The sequence below is a fragment of the Novosphingobium mississippiense genome, assembly GCF_044029535.1.
In the GTDB taxonomy this organism is placed as follows: Bacteria; Pseudomonadota; Alphaproteobacteria; order Sphingomonadales; family Sphingomonadaceae; genus Novosphingobium.
On sequence record NZ_CP147001.1, the window covers coordinates 2,260,086 to 2,280,686 of the forward strand.

Annotated in this window: 16 protein-coding genes; 10 read left to right on the plus strand and 6 right to left on the minus strand. The window is 66.9% G+C overall.

What is annotated here, in order from left to right:
* Window positions 1–64 precede the first annotated feature (64 nt).
* The 3 genes from WBP06_RS10765 to WBP06_RS10775 are packed head-to-tail and all read right to left on the minus strand — an operon-like array spanning window position 65 to window position 3,791.
* Window positions 65–1,270 carry a glycosyltransferase family 4 protein gene (locus WBP06_RS10765; RefSeq protein ID WP_395327332.1) on the minus strand — a complete coding sequence of 402 codons (1,206 nt, stop codon included), beginning with the start codon at window positions 1,268–1,270 and terminating at the stop codon, window positions 65–67.
* Window positions 1,267–2,664 carry a polysaccharide lyase family 1 protein gene (locus WBP06_RS10770; protein WP_395327333.1) on the minus strand — a complete coding sequence of 466 codons (1,398 nt, stop codon included), beginning with the start codon at window positions 2,662–2,664 and terminating at the stop codon, window positions 1,267–1,269. The genes WBP06_RS10765 and WBP06_RS10770 overlap by 4 nt, the downstream gene beginning before the upstream one ends.
* On the minus strand, window positions 2,661–3,791 hold the full coding sequence (locus WBP06_RS10775) for a sulfotransferase (RefSeq protein ID WP_395327335.1): 1,131 nt from the start codon (window positions 3,789–3,791) through the stop codon (window positions 2,661–2,663). The genes WBP06_RS10770 and WBP06_RS10775 overlap by 4 nt, the downstream gene beginning before the upstream one ends.
* 303 nt (window positions 3,792–4,094) lie before the next feature.
* On the opposite strand from WBP06_RS10775, the gene WBP06_RS10780 reads away from it, so the two are divergent.
* From WBP06_RS10780 to WBP06_RS10800, 5 genes are all read left to right on the plus strand, one after another.
* Window positions 4,095–5,420 (plus strand): hypothetical protein, encoded by a 1,326-nt coding sequence (locus WBP06_RS10780; RefSeq protein WP_395327337.1) that lies wholly within the window; start codon window positions 4,095–4,097, stop codon window positions 5,418–5,420.
* Entirely contained in the window at window positions 5,417–6,841 is a 1,425-nt protein-coding gene (locus tag WBP06_RS10785; RefSeq protein ID WP_395327338.1) for a lipopolysaccharide biosynthesis protein, read from the plus strand. Before WBP06_RS10780 ends, WBP06_RS10785 begins: the two co-directional genes overlap by 4 nt.
* On the plus strand, window positions 6,838–8,046 hold the full coding sequence (locus tag WBP06_RS10790) for a glycosyltransferase (protein WP_395327339.1): 1,209 nt from the start codon (window positions 6,838–6,840) through the stop codon (window positions 8,044–8,046). The genes WBP06_RS10785 and WBP06_RS10790 overlap by 4 nt, the downstream gene beginning before the upstream one ends.
* A gap of 148 nt (window positions 8,047–8,194) precedes the next feature.
* Window positions 8,195–10,522, plus strand: a complete 2,328-nt coding sequence (locus WBP06_RS10795) for a GumC family protein (protein ID WP_395327341.1) — start codon at window positions 8,195–8,197, stop codon at window positions 10,520–10,522.
* Window positions 10,523–10,581: 59 nt separating this feature from the next.
* Window positions 10,582–11,169 carry a sugar transferase gene (locus WBP06_RS10800; protein ID WP_395327342.1) on the plus strand — a complete coding sequence of 196 codons (588 nt, stop codon included), beginning with the start codon at window positions 10,582–10,584 and terminating at the stop codon, window positions 11,167–11,169.
* Here WBP06_RS10800 and WBP06_RS10805 read toward each other — a convergent pair.
* The 3 genes from WBP06_RS10805 to WBP06_RS10815 are packed head-to-tail and all read right to left on the minus strand — an operon-like array spanning window position 11,155 to window position 13,980.
* Entirely contained in the window at window positions 11,155–11,886 is a 732-nt protein-coding gene (locus WBP06_RS10805; protein ID WP_395327344.1) for an HAD family hydrolase, read from the minus strand. The genes WBP06_RS10800 and WBP06_RS10805 overlap by 15 nt on opposite strands.
* A complete protein-coding gene (locus WBP06_RS10810; protein ID WP_395327346.1) occupies window positions 11,879–12,850 on the minus strand; it encodes an ATP-grasp domain-containing protein in 972 nt (323 codons plus the stop codon). The genes WBP06_RS10805 and WBP06_RS10810 overlap by 8 nt, the downstream gene beginning before the upstream one ends.
* Window positions 12,847–13,980 (minus strand): glycosyltransferase family 4 protein, encoded by a 1,134-nt coding sequence (locus tag WBP06_RS10815; RefSeq protein ID WP_395327348.1) that lies wholly within the window; start codon window positions 13,978–13,980, stop codon window positions 12,847–12,849. Before WBP06_RS10815 ends, WBP06_RS10810 begins: the two co-directional genes overlap by 4 nt.
* Window positions 13,981–14,224: 244 nt before the next feature.
* Here WBP06_RS10815 and WBP06_RS10820 point away from each other — a divergent pair, with 244 nt between their 5' ends.
* From WBP06_RS10820 to WBP06_RS10840, 5 genes are all read left to right on the plus strand, one after another.
* Window positions 14,225–15,853, plus strand: coding sequence for a hypothetical protein (locus tag WBP06_RS10820; RefSeq protein ID WP_395327350.1), 1,629 nt, complete (start codon window positions 14,225–14,227; stop codon window positions 15,851–15,853).
* A gap of 270 nt (window positions 15,854–16,123) precedes the next feature.
* Window positions 16,124–16,957 (plus strand): glucose-1-phosphate cytidylyltransferase, encoded by an 834-nt coding sequence (gene rfbF, locus WBP06_RS10825; RefSeq protein ID WP_395327352.1) that lies wholly within the window; start codon window positions 16,124–16,126, stop codon window positions 16,955–16,957.
* A complete protein-coding gene (gene rfbG, locus WBP06_RS10830; protein WP_395327353.1) occupies window positions 16,950–18,113 on the plus strand; it encodes a CDP-glucose 4,6-dehydratase in 1,164 nt (387 codons plus the stop codon). The genes rfbF and rfbG overlap by 8 nt, the downstream gene beginning before the upstream one ends.
* On the plus strand, window positions 18,104–19,327 hold the full coding sequence (locus tag WBP06_RS10835; RefSeq protein ID WP_395327355.1) for a DegT/DnrJ/EryC1/StrS family aminotransferase: 1,224 nt from the start codon (window positions 18,104–18,106) through the stop codon (window positions 19,325–19,327). The genes rfbG and WBP06_RS10835 overlap by 10 nt, the downstream gene beginning before the upstream one ends.
* Window positions 19,320–20,579 carry a class I SAM-dependent methyltransferase gene (locus tag WBP06_RS10840; protein WP_395327357.1) on the plus strand — a complete coding sequence of 420 codons (1,260 nt, stop codon included), beginning with the start codon at window positions 19,320–19,322 and terminating at the stop codon, window positions 20,577–20,579. Before WBP06_RS10835 ends, WBP06_RS10840 begins: the two co-directional genes overlap by 8 nt.
* The last annotated feature ends 22 nt before the right edge of the window (window positions 20,580–20,601 follow it).

Below are 20,601 nucleotides of genomic sequence, written 5' to 3' on the forward strand. Positions count from 1 at the left end.
CCGCCTGACCTTCCATTTGCGGTGATTTCCGGCGCCCCGTCCTGCTGACGACGGCGCCGGAATTTCAGGTCAACTCTTCATAAATCGTGCGGATCGCATCGACGTGGTGCGCCTGTGAAAACCGGCCGCGCGCCGCCACCATGGCATCCTGGCGCATCCTCCGCGCCCATGCCGGGTCCGCCAGCAGACCTGCCGCCGCAAGGGCCATCGCGGACGGATCATCCGGCGCGCAGAGGACGCCGCAGCCCTGCCGCAATGCCTCTGGATTGCCGCCGGAATCGGTCGCCACCACCAGCGTGCCCACCAGCATGGCCTCCACCAATGTGCGCCCCAACGGCTCATCCACCGCAGGCACCAGCAGCAGATCGCATCCGGCCAACCAGGCGTAGCCCGGTGAGCGATACCCCATGCGGGTAACACGGGCCGGCGCTTTCACGGCAGCGATACGATCGTCCAGTTGCCGGTCCAGCGCGGTCTCGCGCGATTCTCCGAACATCACGCCCAGCACCGGCCCATCGACCAGCCGCCCCAGCGCCTCCACCGCCTCCACAAAGGCCAGCGGTCGCTTGCGGTCGACGAAGCTGCCGAAATAGCCGCAGACCACGGTATCGGGCGGGCTGGCCGTCTCCTCCAGGATCCGCGCGTGCATGGCATCGCGATCGGCGGTGATCGAAACGTCGAAGGGGCTGTGGATCACCCGCGCCGTGCGCGCCGCGCCGTGGCGCCCACGTGGCAGGGCAAAGGCGGACACCGCCACGATGCGGTCCGCGAGCATAGGCGCGACATAGCGCAAGCCCCGCGCGCCGGGATCGCCGCGATGGTGCCAGACCAGCCGCGCGCCCGCCAGCCGTGCCGCCAGCGCCCAGCTGGCGTGGCTGCGCCCGTCGTTGGTGTGCACGATGTCCACCCCGCGCTCCTTCAGGAACCGCACCCGGCGCGGCAGCCCCGCCAGCGTGCCCAGCACCTTGGCGATGCCGATGCTGCGCCCGGGCACGAAGGGCCGTGTCGGACGCGCCGGATCGGGACACTGTGCGATGCCGGAGAAGAACGCCGCCAGCCGTCCGTCGGGCACTTCTGGCACCACGATCACCTCGACCTGCGCAGGATCGAGGCCATCGAGCAGCCCGCGCAGGGAAACATGGCTGCCCCCCAGCGCATCGCCCGCCAGCGGATAGCAGACCGTGGGCCGCCGCTGCCGTTTGGCGACCGGAGGGACGGCGCCGGAAACCGGGCCGTCATGCAGCGCGGGTGCCGCGTCCAGCGCCTTCACAGGCCCAGCACCTTGTTGCGATAGGCCAGGAATTCCTCGAAATTGGGCACGCCGTTCTTGTTCGCATCCGCCCAGGCATCGGGCACTTTGGGATTGGCTCCCACGCTCACCTCCCAGTTGTCGTCCATACCGTCCTTGTCGGCGTCGGGATAAGGTTGGCCGGCGGTCTGCGCCGGCATCACCGGGGCTGGCTGACCGATCCGGCCGGAGCCGTGCTCGACATCGTAGACGGCCTGGTTGTCGATCGCATCGCGCGGGAAGGCCCCGGACTTCTGCAGCACCAGAGTATAGGCATTGGCGGCCGACAGCGGATTGATCGTCAGCGCGCAGGGCGGCTTGTTGACCAGCGCCTGCTCCGCCTCCTGGTTCATGTCCTGAAACGCGCCGGCGAAGCGGTTGTCCCAAGCATAGATGATCGCCGCGCCGCCCTTGGACGTGCTGGTGTCGCGTGCGATCCCCACGGTCAGGTTGGTCGTGTTCGGGCCACCGATGAAGCTGTTGCCCACGAACGAGACCGGGGTGCCGCCGAACAGTTCCCACACTTCGGCAAAGCGCGACTGGGCATTGTAGAAAACGTTGTCGACCACTTCGAGGCAGGATTTCGGCGGGAAATTCACGTCCGGCATGCGATCGCCGTTATGGGCGCAGAGGTTGTTGATGAAGCTGAAGTGCTGCGCGTCGACCGGGTCGCTGGCCAGCAGTGCGCACTTGTCGTGCGGGGGCGTGCCCCAGGCGAAGATCGAATTGCTGACGGTGATGTAGTCGTTGTCGGCATAGCCGTTGATCAGTTCGTCCCGCGCCCAGGATGCGCTGACATGGTCGACCAGCACGCGCGTCGCGTGTTCGATGGTGATGCTGTCTTCCGAACCGCGACTGCCGCCGGGCAGGTCCGCCCGGATCCGGATGTTGCGCACGACCACGTCGTGGGTGTTCTTGATCACCAGCGGCGTGCGCCCGGCCGGGGCGCCGGCATGGGCCAGTACGATGCCGCTGCCCGGTGCGGTCTGCCCGGCGATGGTGAGATAGGGCTCCTCGATGATCGGCGGCGTCGTGGTGAAGCGGATCACGCCGGCCACGCGGAACACGCAGATACGCGGGCCGGTGGCGGTCACGCAGGCGCGGTAGGAACCGGTGCCGGAATCGGCCAGCGTCGTGACGTAGATGATCCGCCCGCCACGCCCGCCGACGCTGGACGCGCCCCAGCCGACCGCGCCGGGGAAGGACTTGGTACCGGATGGCGTGGCGACCGTGGGCGGCTGCGCAGCTTCGAGTCGCGCACCGTTGGTGGGCACCAACGCATAGGCCACCAGCAGCAGAATACCGAGTATGACGATCGGCAAGACCAGTTTGCGGCGCGGGCTAGCCGCGGCCCTTCCCTTGCGACCTGCGGTCATCTGCCTGCTCCTATGCCGTTGGTTTCGACCAGTCCCTTGTTTTCGACGAGCCGCCCCTGCTTTTCAACGAGAGGGGGGCGAGAGGCGGATACCGGGCGGCCTTCATGATCGGCCCGCGCGCCCGGCATGTATCCATAGCGCCGCAGCAGCGGCCCGGTGATCCACGAAACCAGCCGACGTGCCCAGTCCGGCATCTGGCGTTCCCACATGTGATCCTCCCGGATCACCAGGTGTTCTTGCATACGATGCCGGCTGCCGGCGACCTGATGGCCGGGGCGCAGCACCTCCGGCGGAGGGGCGCCATCGTCGGCGAGACCCGGAAGATCGGGCGCGCACTGCGTGCGGATCGCCTCCAGCACGGCCGGCGGATCGGCCACGAAGTCTTCATAGCGCACGCGAATGGTCCGCCCCGGACCGACCCGGCGGCACAGCCATTCGCAGACCAGGTTGACCATGGACCAGCGCAGGGCGACGTAGAAGGCAGGCTTGGGCCGCAATTCGCGCTGGACGCCGGCCTCTATCTGCTTGCGATGCGGACGCGACATCGACCAGGCGACCGCACGTGGATCGCGCACCAGATGGATGACGCGAAGGTCGATCCCCGGCATCGACGACAGCGCCAGGGCACGGCCCGGCAACTTGCTGGAATCGAGCACATAGACCGCGCGTTCGGTTCCATTTCCGCCCCCGCGTCCACCCTCCGCCGTCACTGCCAGAAACAGGCCGCGGTTGGCACCGTGATAGTGGTTCAGCGTATCGGGCAGGAACCGCCCCAGCACACGCCGCCAGGCCGCCAGCGATTCCACGCGTCTCTGCAAATCCGCCAGGTTGTCCAGCACGGCCTGCGCATCGTGCGCGGCATCGACGTCCGACGCCGCCGCTTCATCGGCTTCTCCATCTGCCCTGGCCATCACCGCGCCCCAGAACGGGCAGCTGTGCACCGTGACCCCGCAGGCGCAATATTCGCCGTTCTTCCAGGCGTGACGTGCCAGCGCGGTCAGTTCGCCGGCGCCGAACACGTCCGGCCTCATGCCCAGCGCGATGTCGAGCAGGGTCGAACCGCTGCGGCCGTAACCGGCTAGATAGATGACCCTAAGCTTGGTCTGGTCGGACGGGTGCTCTGACAAGCCGGCCTCTCGACAATGATGCAAACGGAACGGAGCAGAAGGGTAAAGTATCGCGGCGGGTCCGACGGTTGCCCGCATTCCGGGAAAAGCCGGCTGCCTGCCCGCCCCCCTTCCGCGCCGAACGAATACCGCACCGCGTCGCGCGCTGCTCTGGGCCAGATTACTGATCTGCAACGCAAGCAGGCAAGTTACCAATTCGGGATGCCCCGCTCGCCGGATGTCCTGTTGGGGGTACCAACTTTGCGCAGGTCGCTGACCATACTTGTCTTTGCCTCTGCCGCGCCCGCCTACCATCATCGTGGCATGGCTATACCGGTCCCGAACCAACTGCCTTCCCTGCCGGCCCGCACGGTGCTGGACGGGTCCGGCGCGCGCCGTATCCAGCAGATCGCCGTCTGGTGGCTGCCGAACCTCCTCACGCTTGGCATCACGCTGGCCGCGCTGACCCTGCCATGGCGCGTGCTGCGCCCGCCGATCGCCAACGTCACCCTTTCGGACGTGCTGCTGGCCGGCTGCACGGTGCTGCTGCTGTTCAAGGGACGGCTGCGCCTGATGATGCTGGGCCCCTATACCGCCATGTGGCTGCTGGGGCTGACGACGATGCTGGCGGCGCTGTTGTTCTGCTCGCTCTACCACAGCGAATTCGTTCGCTGGCCGATCGTCGGCTTCCAATACATCTTCGCGCTGGTGGTCGTGCCGATGACGTTCGCCAGCTTCAACAGCCGCGTGCTGCACCGCTGCATCATCGCCTTCATCGTGGGCGTGGCGATCTCCCAGGTGATCGGCTTCTACACGATGGCGAATTTTGCGCGCACCAGCCTCGATTCGGTGATGGGCGTCGGTTACGTCACCGGCAACGGCCGGCTTGGCGCCATGTCGGGCGAACCCAATCCCAACGGCGCGCAGTGCGCCTATGCCCTGGTGATGATGGTCCACGCGGTGATCTCCCGGCGGCTGCACTGGGGCTGGGCGCTGGTCATGCTGGGGCCGATCGGCTGGGGTCTGCTGGCCAGCGCCAGCTTCACGGCCTTCACGGCGGCGGCGATGGGCGTGATGTGCTTCCTGGCCCTGTCGCGCCTGTCCAACCTGATCCGCTTCGGCCTGCCGGTTGTGCTGGTGTTCGCGGCCTATTTCAGCCTGGGCGGCCCGGTTCCCGCCATCTTCGAGAAGCGCGTGGGCGACGCGCTGGTCACCGGCGACGCCGACAAGGCCGGCACCTTCGTCGGCCGCGCCGCGCTGATCAAGGAGGCCTGGGGCCTGGCCAACAACAACATGCTGATCGGCCTCGGCACCGATCGCTATCGCAAGGCCAGCGCCTTTTCCGCGCCGGTGCACCAGCTGCACCTGCTGGTGCTGAACGAGGGCGGCATCGTCGCCCTGCTGGGCTTGTGGACGCTGCTGGGCGCGCTGGTGATGACCGCGATCATGATCCTGCGCGAAGACCCGCTGGATGGCGGCGCGGCATTGGCGCAAGTGGCGATCCTGCTGCTCTACACCACCGCGCTGCCGCACATGTACACGCGCGTCTGGTTCACGCCGATGCTGATCTTCCTGGCCTACGCCCTCGCCCACCGATCGGAATCGCGTGAGCGGCGGCGCTTCTTCCACGGAACGCTGGCACGGACATGAGCGAACATCGTGAAGCCGCGGAGGTCGCGCTGAAGCTGCCCCTTGCCGCGCGTCTCTGGCAGACCTGGTGCGCATCCACGCTGATCCGGCCGCGCGTCATCAGTCTGTTCCACCTGCTCTCCGGCAATTTCGGGTCCGGCATGCTGATGGTGGCGGCCCTGTCGCTTGCCACTCATGCGCTGGGCAAGGCGGACTTCGGCGTGATGGTGGTGGTGCTGTCCATCGGCCGTGTCTGCGAACGACTGGTCCGCTTCGAATCCTGGCAACCCCTGGTCCGCTTCGTCGCGGCGGAGGAGGACAAGGGATCGGCGGAGCGCCTGGCGCAGCTCTATGCCTATGGCCTGAAGCTGGACCTGGCGAGCGCACTGATCGCCGGATTGATGGCGATCGTGCTGGCGAAGCTGGCGGGCGCCGCCTTCGGGCTGGGCGAAGGCCATGTCGGGCTGGTGGCGATCTACGCCGTCGCCATCGTCTGCAATCCGCGCGGCATGGCCAGCGCGGCCTTGCGGCTGGGCGGCCGTTTCCGCACGCTGGCCTATGTCCAGCTGGCGTCCAGCCTGTTCCGCCTGGGGTTCTCGGTCGTGCTGATGCACATGCACGCCGGGCTGACCGCTTTCGTGACGCTGTGGACGCTGGCGCAGGTGATGGACTCGCTGCTGTTCAACACGCTGGGCTTTCAGGCCTTGCGCAAATCCGGCATTCCCAGCCCGCTGGCCGTCAGCTGGCGCGGCCTCGGCCATGAGTTCCCCGGTTTCCTGCGTTTCGCGATCTCCACCAATGTCTCGTCCACGCTGCGCACCCTGACGCATGAAGTGGACACCCTGATGGTGGGCTATTTCGCGGGTGCCAGTGCTGCCGGCCTCTATTACCTCTCCCGCCGCATCGCGAAGTTCGCGCAGACCGCGGGGGACATGATCCAGACGGTGATCTATCCGGACCTCGCCCGGATCTGGGCCCGGCTGGACCGCAAGGCGCTGGAACGGCTGGTGCGCATCCTGCAGACCGCGCTGGCCGGCATGGCGCTGTGCTTCATTCTGGTCTGCATGGCGATCGGCCGGCCGGCGCTGGTGCTGTTCTTCGGCGACGACTTTACCGACGTCTACCCGATGCTGTTCACCCAGCTTTTCGCCGTGGCGCTGACCTTGCACGCCGCGCCGTCCCGTTCGGGGCTGCTGGCGATGAACCGGCCCACCTACGTGCTGACGGTGGCGATGTTCTCCACCGTGCTGTTCTTCGCCATCGCCCTTACGCTGATGCCCAGCCAGGGCGCGATCGCCGCGAACTATGCCCATGTCGCCTTCGGCCTTTCGACCGCGCTGTTCCTCGATTTCGGGCTTTGGCGCGGGTTGGGACGGCAGCGCCGGCTGGAGGAAGCCGGCCACGCTGCACCGGTCAATGTGGACGACGGGAGCCGCGCATGACGTCGCTGGCCTGCCTCCCGGATGATCCGCCGGGCGATGCGGGCGAAGACATGGCGACCGCCCCTTCCGGCGATCGTCCCGCTCCGGCACCGCGGCTGAAGGTCTGGTCGATCGTCAACAGCCTGACCACGGGCGGGGCAGAGATGCTGGTGGCCAGCCTCCACGCCAATTTCCCGGCACAAGGCGCCACCTCCACGATCGTGGCCCTGTGCGATGCGCCGACATTGGGCAATTCTGCGCAGACCGAGGCGCGGCTGGCGCAGGAAATCGCCACGAACGGCCGTTTCGTCTCGCTCGGGCTGGACCATCGGCGGCGCATCCTGGCCGGTGCACGCGCGCTGCGGCGGCTGCTTCGGCACGACCGACCCGACGTCATCCATGCCCATACCGCCCGCGCCCTGCCGATGATTGCGCTGGCCGGCTATCGCGGCGCGGTCGTGCTGACCCATCACAACAGCCGCCTGTCGTTTTCGCCGCGCCTGTTCCGTCTGTTCGACCGGGTGGTGACCCACTACGTGGCGATCAGCCCGGAAGTGGCGGACATCTACCGCCGCCATTCGCGCCGCCCGTTCACGCTGATCGCCAATGCGCCCGCCGCCGCCTTCGCCGTTTCCGCCCCGCGCCAGACCGTATCCAGCCCGCTGCGCATCCTCAGCGTCGGTGCGATTTCGGACCAGAAGAACTACCCCCTTCTCGTCGAAACCGCGCGCACGTTGCGCGAACAGATGCGCCAACGCCGACCCGGCCAGCAGCAGCCCGATCCCGCGATGCCGCGCTTCCGCATCGCCGGCGGCGGCGCCGAACTGGCGGAGATGCGCGCGCTGGTCCAGCGCGAAGGGTTGCAGGATGTGGTCGATTTTCTGGGCGAGCGCGACGATGTACGCGCGCTGCTGGCCGACAGCGACGTGTTCCTAAACACTTCGCGATACGAAGGAATGTCCGTCGCGATCCTGGAGGCTTTTGCCTCCGCCCTGCCGGTGATCGCCACCGACGTGCCGGGCAACCGGGATCTGGTGGAATCCCACCGCAACGGCCTTGTCGCGCCCGAACGCGCCCATCACCTTGCCGCCGCTGTCCTGCGCGTGATGGACACGCCCGGCCTGCACGAACGCCTGTCCCAAGGCGCTTTGGCGACTGGCCGGGATTACACGATAGAGGCGGCGACGGGTCGCCACATCGGTCTGTACACGGCACTTCTGCCGTAAGACCGGGGCGTGGACGCTCCAAAGGTATTAGCCTGATTGCCCCCTGCCCCCGTCCGATGCGCTTTTTGTTTCACCAGCACTGCGGGTCATAATCAAATTAATCAGCTTGGGGGGCATTCCCCGGGCATTGCCTATTCGGAGGGCCATGATGACTTCCGCACTCGTTCCCGACGTGCCGCAATACGCCCGCGTAAGGCGTCCCCTGCCTTACGGCCGATCGAGGAACGATCAGGCCACGCCCGCGGAAGGGCAGATTTCATTGCGCGATCTGCTGCGCATCGTCCTGCGCTACCGCACGATGATCCTGCTGATCGTCGGCGTCACGACGCTGGCGGTGGTGGTCCAGCAAATGCTGTCGCCCACGCTCTACCGCTCCACCACCAATGTGCAGGTCGAACTGATCGACCAGGTGGGCACCAACCAGGCGGACGTCAATTCGCGCAACGCCGAACGCGTGGCCAACGCGGTGCGCCTGCACCGCTCCGCATCGGCGGCGGAACAGGTGATCAAGGATCTGAACCTGCTGCACAATCCCGATTTCCTGAAGGAACTGGGCAATCCGCAGCTGACCGGAAAGCCGCTGCTGCAGGCCGGCATCAACAAGCTGACGTCGATGATCGCCATCGATTCGGAAGCCGGGTCCGACCTGATCGAGATCGCCGTGGTCGCCCGCTCTCCCGAACTGGCGGCGGACATCGCCAACGAGATTCCGCCCGCCGTCCGCGCACTGCGCGGGGCCAAGTCGAACGAGCGGCGCGGCGAACTGCTGGCCTCGCTGGAACAGGAACAGCAGGCGCGCGGCCGCACCGCCCAGGCATCCGCCCAGCTGGTGGCCGATTTCCGCACGCGTAATCACATGCTGGCAGGCGCGGGCACCGATGAGGACCTGAACCAGATCAATCGAATCGCCGTGCAGAGCGCGGCCGCCACCGCTGCGCGCGATGGTGCCGCCGCGCGCAGTGCCGGCATTGCCCGCGCATCGCTGATGCAAAGCACCGCCACCGCGACTTCGGCCGCGCTCAACGCGCTTGAACAGCGCCGCGGCGACCTGGTGGCCGAGGCGTCGAAGCTCAGCACCAGCCTTGGCCCCAACCATCCCGACGTGAAGCGCGTCAATTCGCAGCTGGCCGCCGTGGACCAGAGCATCGCGCAGGAACGGTCCACCGTTCAGGCCGCCGCGCAGGCGGATGCAGATGCCAAGGGCGCGCAGATGGCGCAGATCGCCCGTAGCGAGGCCGATGGCGATTCCGCACAGGCATCCCGCCTGGAAGGCATCGTCGCCGGGCTCAGCTCGATGGCGTACAAGAACACCACCAACCGCGTGGAACTGGACAAGCTGCTGCGCCAGGCCGAACTGGACGACGATGCCTACAAGTCGATCTCCGCCCGCATCGAACAGGTGCGCGCGCAGATGCAGATGGAAGGCGTTTCCTCCTCGGTCGTCTCCCCGGCGGTGCCCGATTACGATCCGATCGCGCCCACCCCGCTGAAGCTGGGCCTGACCGCCTTCGTCGGTTCGGGCATCCTGGCGCTGATGATCGCCTACCTGCGTGACTTCCTGGACGATCGCCTGCGCACCACCGCGCAGATCCGCCGCCAGTTCGGCCTGCCCACGCTGGGCATGCTGCCGCTGCTGGGCCGGAACCTGTCGGTCGATCCCAAGGAAAGCCCCGTCATCACCGAACCGCAGTCGCTGTTCGCCGAAGTGGCCCGCTCCACATATACGGAAGTGCGCGGGCTGCAGCGAAGGGCGGGCGTACAGGTGGTGCTTGTCACCTCCCCCCTGCCGGGTGATGGCAAGTCCACCGTCTCGCTCACGCTTGCAGCGGCCGGCATTGCCCTTGGCGAACGGACCGTGGTGCTCGACCTCGACCTGCGCAAGCGCGGTGCCCTGCAGCAGCTGCAGAACGAGACCGCCGCGCCTGACCTTGTCGATATCGTCTGCGGCAGGGCGGAGTTGGACAGTCTGGCGATCCCCCAGAAGGGCAATCCCTACGATACGCCCGAAGCCAGCATGACCGGCGAAAGCGTCGCCAACCAGATCGTGCTGCTCAGCGCCAAGGAGCCGGTGGCCGAACCCGCCGTGCTGCTGTCCTCCAACCGCCTGCGCACCCTGCTTTCGCAACTGCGCGAACGGTTCGACCTGGTGATCATCAACGCCCCGGCCACGCTGGCGGTGCGCGATGCCCGCGCCATGTGCAACTTCGCCGATCAGACGGTGATGGTGGCCCGCTGGGGCGTGACCACGGGTGACCAGATGCGCGCTGCGCTGGAATCGCTGGATGACAGCGTGGGCGGCGTGATCTTCGATCAGGTCGACTATGCCGAACATGCCCGCCGCCGTTACGGTGACTCGGTGCAGTACTATGCAGACTCGGCGACCTACTACTCCACGCCGGTTCCCGCGCACGAAGCCTGGGCCGCCCGCGTCCGCCGCTTCTTCCGCGGCCACTCCTGGCGTCCGTCGGAAGTTTGAATATCGGCATCGACGACCTTCACGAAAGACTGTGGCCCGGAACAAGGAACTCGATCGACATGCGACGCCTCGCGATCCGGGCGCTGGGCGCCGCTCTCCTGATCCCCACGCTGCCGCTGCTGGCCGGACTGGCACTGGGCGTCCGCCTCTCCATGGGCGCGCCGGTGCTGTTCCGCCAGCAGCGCGCGGGTCTGGACGGGAAATCCTTCACCCTGTTCAAGCTGCGTTCCATGCGGGACGAGAACGGGCCCGACGGCCGGCCGCTGCCCGATGAGGCACGCGTGACCGGCTTCGGCCGTTTCCTGCGCCGCAGCCGGCTGGATGAATTGCCGGGCCTGTGGAACGTGGCGCGGGGAGACATGACGTTCGTCGGCCCCCGGCCGCTGCTGCCCGAAACCATCGCCGGCCTCGGCCGCCGGGGCGTCGCGCGGGGACGGGTCCGCCCGGGATTGACCGGATGGGCGCAAGTGAACGGCAATACCCTGCTTTCGCTGGACGAGAAGATCGCGCTCGACCTCTGGTACGTCGATCATGCCTCTGCGCTCCTGGACATGCGCATCCTTGCCCGCACGGCATGGGTGATGATCGGCGGCGAGCGGCGGCGGCCTGCCATCGCGGCGGCTGCGGGTGCTTCAGGAGGCGACTGAACCGGCGGCCGACCTTGCAGCGGGGCTCTCCCGGGCAATCTCCAACTGCACGGCGTCCAGCGTATCGACCACGGCATCGGCGGCATGGGCCGCCGTGGGCGGATCGCCGCGATGGATGCGGCCTTCGCGCAGGATCTGCACGGTCCGCCAGCCGCGTGCGCGCGGGCCGACAAAATCCTTCGCGCCATTATCGGCGATATAGACATGGTCGTGCGGCGGACGGCCCGACCAGCGCTCCACCAACTGAAACGGCATCGGATGCGGCTTGCCGCAGCCCGGCGGCAACATGCCGGTCAGCACCAGTCGCCCCAGTTGCGTGGCGATCCCCAGCGCCCCCACCTTGCCCGCCTGCATCCGTGCCGGCCCATCGGTAATCAAAGCGCCGGTTCGTCCGTCGATCCGATCGAGCAGCCGGGCGGCATCGGGTGCAAGCGTGATTTTCGGCCGATGGCGCCGATAGAGCGCGACAAGATCGGCAATCGCGATGCCTGCACTCAGCGCGCCCAACGCGGCCAGCGCGCGGTCGAAGATCGATCCGCGCACGCCTTCGTCCAGCAATCGCGCGCATTCCTCCGAAAAGCCGGTGATCCCGTGCCGCATCTCCAGCCTGCGGCCCACGGCGGCAAAGCCGCTCAGCGCAAAATCCCGTTCCAGGTAGAGCGTATCGTCCAGGTCGAAGACCACCACGCAATCGGCGGGAAGGATGATTTCAGCCACGAAACACGGCCGCGTCGTAGCGCACCATGGTCACGTCTTCGCGCCAGTCCTGCGTCGCGCATTCGGGCAGCCCGGCCCAGCTGGCCAGCAGGCTTTCGGCATAGCGTCCGCCGGCATGATCGGCCAGCGGATAGCCGCCACCGAAACGGGCATTGATCTCGAACACGCAAGGGCCGCGCTGGGGATCGTCGATCAGTTGGAAGCACAGCACGCCCCGCGCACCGGGCAGCGCGGCGGCCACGCCCTCGGCAATCGCGGTGAACCGCGCGTCGCGGGTGGTAACGCCCTTCTCCACCTCTCCCCCGCGCACCGAGAGACGGCGGTGGGGGATCGCCGAAAGCATCCGCCCTTCCGCGTCCAGGTACATGTTCACCGTGTATTCGGGGCCGCGCAGCAGTTCCTGCACCAGCATCGGTTCGGGATAAGTGGCGGCGATGTCCTGCGGCCCTTCCAATACGCCGATGCCCCGGCTGGCGCTGCCACCTACCGGCTTGACGAAGGCCGGCCAGCGCCATTCGTGCGGCGCGGCGCGCACTTCCTCGATCGGCGCGGTGCGCGGCACCGGCACGCCCGCCGCCGCCAGCACTTCGATGGTCCGCTGCTTGTCACGCACCACCGCCACCGTTTCCGGATCGCTGATGTGGACGCGCGTGCCCAGTTCCGCGAAAAGCGCCTGCGCGCCTGCAAGTGCTTCCAGTTCGGTGTCGATCGTCGGCACCAGCAGGTCGATGCCCTCCCGCGCGCAATAGCCCAGCAGGTGATCGACGTAAGTGGGATCGGTGCAGCGCGGCACCGCGAAAGCCGTGTCCGCATCCATGCAGGCCGCGCTGAGTTCGGGCACGAAATCGCAGGCGTGGACTTGCGCGCGCATGCCCAGGGACTCCGCGGCGCGGCGAAAGCAGCGGGTCAGCTCGACGCGTCTTCCCGCCGAGGTGAAGAGGATGCGCAGATGCCTGTCCGTCATCGGCGGGCCTCCATCGTCCTGCCAGCCAGCGGCGTGCGCGCCTGCTCACCGAAGCGGGTCTTGCCCGATGCCGTCACGGCCGCCAGCAACTGGTCCCACCGCCCCAGCACGTGCTGCGGCGCAAAGCGTGCCATGGCCTGCGCCGCCGCCGCGCCGATCCGCTCTCGCGCGGCGCGATTCTCGATCATTTCCTCCAGCGCATCGGCCAGCGCCTGCGGGTCGTCCGGAGCGACAAGCAGGCCGGTGCGGCCATGTTCCACCATGTCCGCCGGCCCGAAATCGCAGCGCGCGGAAATCACCGGAAGGCCGGCGGCCATCGCCTCTGCCAGCGCATTGGGGAACCCTTCGTAGCGGGACGAGAGCACGAACAGATCGCATTCGGCCACCCAGCCACGCGGAACCGCGCTAAGACCCGGCAGGCGCACCCGCTCCTCCAGCGAATGTGCGGCAATCCCGGTTTCCAGGGCCGCACGGTCAGGCCCCTCCCCCCGGATCGTCAGCGTCCATCCGGGATAGCGCGGCGCAATCAGCGCGAAGGCGCGCAGCAGCACGTCGAAGCCCTTCTGATGATTCAGCCGGCCCACCGCGCAGATGCGCCGTGCATCGTTATGAGAGGGGAACACGTCGGGCGCGGCGACGGGATTCGGAATGGTTACCAGCCGCCGCCGGACCGCCACCGGAAAACAGCGCCGTACCGCGTCCGTCTGGCAGACGATGGCATCCGCCCGCCGATAGAGCAGGCCCAGCCCGCGATTCCACAGCGGATGCACGTCCTGCCGTTCGGGATTGTTGCGCTCCGCACAGATCAGGCGGGTGTCCGTGCCGATCGTCGCCAGGGCGGCGATCAGGTTGTTCTTGGTAAGGAAGGAACACAGGATCGCCGGTCGCAATTCCGCAAGCTCACGCCGCAACGCCAGCACGCGGTCTGCCACACCCCGGGCCCCCGCATGGTTGCCCAACCGGCGCAGGGCCGCTTCGGCCGGAAGCCGGTGATAGACCGGATCGCCGGGTTCATCGAATGCGATCACCGTAACGCGGTGCCCCGCCGCGCACCAATGCCGCGCGAGCTGGGCGATGACCTGTTCCGCCCCTCCCGCCCCCAGTCCGGAGGCAAGGATCGCTATGTGCAATGGTTCGGTTTCTTGCACCAAGGAAGGCCTGCGCGCTTTGCTTCTGACCGGCCGAAATTAGCGCAAGGGCGGGACGGCGGAATCAGGTCATGCGGTCTAACTCTTTATTGGCGAAGGGATCTCGGCCCTGTCGCGGCATCGGCGGGGATCGTCATCCAGAGTGATTACGCCCTAATCGCGCTCGCCGCGAGGACGGGGGGGAGACAGAATTGCGTGGGATCGAATGGCCGCGGGGAAACCTATGATGCTGGACGAAACGCGCGAAACGCTCGGCGATGGCGAACGGCTCATGGGCCGCGGCCGTGATGCGCGGGACAATTTTCCGTCAATTGCCGGCTTCGCCTTGCTGGCGCTGCTGCTGGCCTGCCTGCTGGGCCGCATGATGTCCATGCCGCTGGGCCGGGACGAGAACCTGTTCGTCACCGTATCGGCACTGTCCAGCGGCGCCGATATCTATCGTGACCTGGGCTACAATCACCTGCCGCTGATGCCCTGGCTGCTGGGCGCGCTTTACTGGATTACCGGCGCCGTGCGGTTCCTGCTGATGGGGCGGCTACTGGTCTTCGCCGGGTGGATCGCCGCGCTGTTCGCCCTCTGGTTCATTGCCCGGGTAACGCGCGCCGGGGCATGGGGCTTTCTGGCGTCCGCCGTCCTGCTGCTGTGCAACGTGCTGCTGCTGGGCCCGCCGGGGATGCTGGCGACCAACAATTTCCTACCCGTGCCGCTGACCCTGTTCGCCATCGGATTTCTGATCTGGGGGCTGGACCGGGACCAGCCCTCTGCCCTCTACTGCCTGATTGCGGGCATTTTTGCGACCGGCGCGATCGCGCTGAAAGTGAACTACATCTTCCTGGCGCCCTTTCTGGCGCTGGCCACGGTGCTGGCCCCCACCGCGCGCCCGCTGGGCCGGCGACTGATGCAGGGCACGCTGCCGCTGGCGCTGGGCGGGCTGTTCGCCGGGCTGCCGGTGCTGCTGGCAATGGCCAGCGATCCACAGGCCTTCTTTGCCCATACTCTGCGCTATTTCACCCAGGTGCAGCCCGCCTACTGGACCGTGTCCACCGAGCCCAAGGTGATGAGCGTGGCGCAGAAGGTGCTGCTGGGCGAAGATGTCTGGACCGCCAATGCCACCTTGCTGACGCTGGCGGGCATCACCGTGCTGGCCGCCCTGCCTTTCGTGCGGAGCGGCGCGCAGGCCGGGATCGCCACTCTGCTTTCCTGGCCAGTGGTGATCACGGCGGCACTGGCGGCGATGGGCTTCGTCATGGCCTTCGTCCCCTCTCCCTCGTTTCCCCAGTACTTCGTGCCGCCGATCCCGTTCCTGCTGGTCCTGCTGCTGTTGCTGCGGGCACGGACGGCGCCGATCGACCGGCCGGCCGCCGATGCGGTGCTGATCGCGCTGATGCTGGTCGCCCTGCTCTGTGCGATGTCCCGCCTGGGCCCCGGCCTCGTCTCGTTGGCGCGCCCGGCGCGGTGGGAGCCCGTCTCGCTGCACCGGGATGCGCGCGCGCTGGCGCGGGAAGCGGGATTTTCCGGCGGCGAAACCGCTGTTGCGCTTACCCCGGCCATCGCGCTGGAAGGCGGCTTCACGGTTCCGCACGAATTCGCCGCAGGCCAGTTCGTCTACCGCGTGGGTGACCTGATCGCACCGGAAGACCGGCAATACTACACCACCACCTCCCCCACGCGGCTGGTGGCGTTCCTCAATTCCGCACCGCCGCCGGCAATCCTGGTGAACGGCGACGAACCCTTGGAACGGGCCTTTGCGGACTATGCCCGCGCGCGCGGCTACACGGAATTCGTCAGCCGCGGAAAGCATCGCCAGCTGCACCTGTTCCGACGGCCCGGCCTTACCGCCCCCGCTGCGCGCTAGGGCTTTCCAAGCCATCGGATAATGCCACCTGTCCGGAAAGCCCTGCGGCCTTCCGAAGCGACGCATATCCCGGCCCAAGCGGGTGCCGCCGGCGCCGCCCGAAAGTGCCCAGGTGGTCATTCTCCGCCTGACTCTTAGCCCTTTGGTGCCCCTGCTGGCTAAAGCTGCCTACCCCCGATGACCATTTCATCGGACACGCGCTCTGCCCTTACCCTCGGCATCATCCAGCGGACAATTTCGACTGAAATTTCCGTGTCCGGAGAGACCGTTATGAAAGTCGTCCTGCTAGCCGGCGGCCTTGGCTCACGCCTCGCCGAAGAAACGGTTCGGATCCCCAAGCCCATGGTCGAAGTGGCCGGGCGGCCGATCATGCTGCACGTCATGGATATCTATGACCATTGGGGCCACAACGATTTCATCGTCGCCTGCGGCTACAAGGCCATGGCAATCAAGAGTTTCTTCCAGGCCCTGCACCTGATGTCGAACGACTTCACGGTGGGCATCGGCAATGGCGAAATGGCGCTGCGTCCCACCTCCAAGGTCGATTGGCGCGTCTCCGTGGTCGACACCGGCCTGGCGACGATGACCGGTGGGCGCATCCGCCGGCTGAAGTCCTGGCTGGATGATGAGACTTTCATGGTCACCTACTCGGACGGGGTGGGCAACATCGATATCTCCGCGCTGCTGGAATACCACCGCGCGCACGGCAAGCTGGCCACCGTCACCGCGGTGCAGCCGCCTGCCCGGTTCGGCAATCTGGAACTGGGCGAATGCGCCGGCAAGGGCGGCCCAGTGGTGGAATTCACCGAGAAGGTGGTGAAGTACGAAACCTGGATCAACGGCGGCTTCTTCGTCTTCGAACCGGGCGTGCTGGATTACCTGAGCGGGGACGAGGAACCGCTGGAGCAGGCCCCCCTCACCCGCCTTGCCCATGACGGCCAGCTGATGGCCTTCAAGCACAAGGGCTTCTGGCACCCGATGGACACCGTGCGCGATCGCGACACGCTGGAAAAGCTGGGCACCCAGACGCTGCCGCCGTGGATGGATTTCGAGAACGGCCAGCCGGTGCTCTCCACCGATGGTCCCAAACTGCAACATGCCTGACGAAGGCTCTCCGGATCAGGCGCTTGCAGCGGTATACCGTGGCAAGCGGATTCTGGTGACCGGCCATACCGGCTTCAAGGGTGGCTGGCTGTGCCTCCTGCTCAGGCGACTGGGTGCTGAGGTTTCCGGGATCGCCTTGCAACGCCCCCCGCAAGGCCCTGACTTTTTCCATGCGGTAGACCTTCCGGGGCTGGTCGACCATCGCGTTGCGGACATTCGCGATGCAACCGCCTATCGCGCCGCGTGCGACGGGCTGGCGCCGGACCTTGTGTTCCACCTGGCCGCACAGGCGCTGGTGCGCCCGTCCTATGCCGATCCGGTGGAAACCTTCGCCACCAACGTCACCGGCACCGCAGTGGTGCTGGATGCGGTGCGGCGGATGGAGTCAGTTCGCGGCGTCGTCGTCGTCACCAGCGACAAGTGCTATGACAACCGCGAGTGGGAATGGCCCTATCGCGAGACCGACGCGCTGGGCGGGGCCGACCCCTACAGCGCGTCGAAAGGCTGTACCGAACTGGTGGCGGCCGCGTTCCGCCAATCATACTTCGCCGATCCCTATCGCTGCCAGATTGCCACCGTGCGCGCCGGCAACGTGATCGGCGGTGGCGACATGTCGGTGGACCGGCTCCTGCCCGATATCGTGCGCGCGACCATGGACGGCACCAGTGTGACCATCCGCAACCCGGCCAGCGTGCGGCCCTGGCAGCACGTGCTGGAACCGCTGACCGGCTATCTGATGCTGGGCGCCCGATTGCTGGGCGGCGATGCCGTCCGCTTTGCCGAGGCGTTCAATTTCGGCCCCAGCCCCGACGGGTTCATCGACGTGGAGGCCCTGGCCCGCCGTTTCCAGCATGCCTGGGGCCCCGGCGTCGCCCAGATCGTCTTCGGCCACCGGCCCGACGATCCGCATGAGGCCGGGATGCTCACGCTCGATTCCAGCAAGGCGCACGCACGGCTGGGCTGGCGCCCGCGGCTGACCACCGAACAGGCGGTGGCGATGACGGCCGAATGGTATCGCGCCGCCACCCGCAGCGGCCCCGACATGCGCGCCTTCACCGAGGCGCAGATCGCCCGATACTTCGGTGCTTTCGCCCAGAATCCGCAGCAACAATCACCGCACCAGTCTCAGGGAGGAACCGCATCAGCATGCGCGTGAACTATGGCCAAACCGTCCATGGCGAGGAAGAGATCGCCGCTGTCGTCGAAGTGTTGCGGACGTCGACCCAGATGGGTCCGAAAGTGCGCGCCATGCAGGAACAGGTCGCCGCGCTGTTCGCCAAGAACCACGGGATCATGGTCAATTCCGGCTCTTCCGCGAATTACCTTGCAATCGAACTGCTGAACCTGCCCGAAGGCAGCGAGGTGATCACCCCGGCCCTGACTTTCGCAACCACGGTGGCTCCGATCGTGCGTTCGCGGCTGGTGCCCGCTTTCGTGGATTCGGCGGTGGGCACCTACAACATCGACGTAGATCGGATAGAGGCGATGATCGGCCCGAATACCCGGGCGATGATGATCCCCTCGCTGATCGGCAACCTGCCCGACTGGGACCGTATCCGCGCGATCGCCGATGCCCATGGCCTGATCGTGGTGGAAGACAGCGCCGATACGCTGGGCGCCACCCTGCGCGGCACCAGCACCGGCACGCGTTCGCACATCTCCACCACCAGCTTCTACGGTTCGCACGTCATCAACGCGGCGGGCAACGGCGGCATGATCTGCGTTTCGGACGAGGATCTGGCCCGCCGCGCGCTGCTGCTGCGGTCATGGGGGCGGACGAGTTCGCTGCATGTCGATTCCGAAAGCATCGACAAGCGCTTCAACGTCGCGCTGGACGGCATCGACTATGACGCGAAGTTCCTGTTCGACGAACTGGGTTTCAACGTGGAACCTTCGGAGATGGGCGCCGCCTTCGGGCTGGTCCAGCTGACCAAGCTGGAAACCAACATCACCGCGCGCGAACACAACTTCCGCCGCCAGTTCGACTTCTTCAAGACGTATGAGGACTGGTTCGAACTGCCCCGGCAACTGCCGGAATCGCGCACCGGCTGGCTGGCCTTCCCGCTGACCATCCGCCCGAACGCGCCGTTCACCCGCACGCAGCTGCAGATCTGGCTGGAACAGCGCGACATCCAGACGCGCCCGGTCTTCACCGGCAATATCCTGCGCCAGCCAGCCATGCAGGGCGTTGCCGTCAAGGCCGCGTCCGAAGGCTATCCGGTGGCCGACGCGGTGATGAAGGGCGGCATCCTGCTGGCCTGCCACCACGGGCTGACGGAAGCGCATATCGATTACATGCACGAATGTTTCGAAGGCTTCGTCGCGTCTCTTTCCGCATCCCCCCGTTTCGAGGAGGCAGCCGATGCTTGAACAGCTCCACCGTGCGAATGTCGATGGCAGCGTGCTGCACACCTGCCGCGCGTGCCTGGCGCCCGATCCCTACCTGTTCCTGCCGCTGGGCGATCATGCGCCGGGGCAGATGCTGATCGCGCCGGAGGATCTGGACAAGCCGCAGCCGGCCTTTCCGCTGAACACCCAGGTCTGCCTGCAATGCGGGCTGATCGAGATTGCCGACCAGGTGCCGGGGGACTTCTTCCGCCACTACCTCTACGTTCCTTCCGGCGCCACGCGGATGCACAGCCATTTCGCGGACCTTGCCGCCGTGCTGGCCGAACGCGCCGGTGGCGGCTTGATCGTCGATATCGGCAGCAATGACGGTCTGCTGCTGTCCGCCTGCAATGCGCTGGGCTGCCGCACGCTGGGGTTCGACCCGGCGGAGAACATCGCCGCCATGGCCGCCGAGCGCGGGGTGGAAACCTTCATCGACTACTTCCACCCGCAGTCCGCCGCGCATGTCCTGGGCGAACGCGGGCCGGCGCAAGTGATCGTCACCACCAACACCTTCAACCACATCGGCGACCTGCATCGGTTCATGGAATCGATCTGCGTGCTGCTGGCGCAGGACGGCACCCTGGTGATCGAAGTGCCCCGCGCCATGGAATACATCGACCATACCGAGTTCGATAATATCTATCACGAGCATGTATCGGAATTCAGCCTGCTCTCCATCGCGAAGCTGGCCGGGTTCTTCGACCTGGAGGTGACCGACGCGCTGTCGCTGCCCGATATCCACGGCGGCTCCATGCGCGTGTTCATCAATCGCAAGGCCATGGGCCTTGGCGCCAGCGACGCGGCGGAAGCGATGCTGGCGGACGAGGTCGCCGGCGGAATGCTGCTGCGCGAGACTTACGACGAACTGGCAGAGCGCGTGGCGGCGATGGGTGTCGACGTGATCGCGATGCTGGACGAGATGAAGGCGCAAGGCCTGAAGATCGCCGGCTATGGCGCCAGCGCGCGCGGCAACACGCTGATCACGCATTTCGGGATCGACACGCGCTACCTGGATTTCCTGGTCGACAGGAACCCGCTGAAGCACGGGCTCTATTCACCGAACACGCGCATCCCGATCCGTCCCGTCGAAGCGATCGAGGAGGAACAGCCCGACGTGCTCTTCGTGCTCGCCTGGAATTTCTTCGACGAAATCTTTGAACAGCAGGCCGCTTTCCGCGCCCGTGGCGGACGGTTCCTGGTGCCGCTGCCGGTGCCGAGGATCGTTGCCTGACAGGGAAAGAACGGGCTGCCCG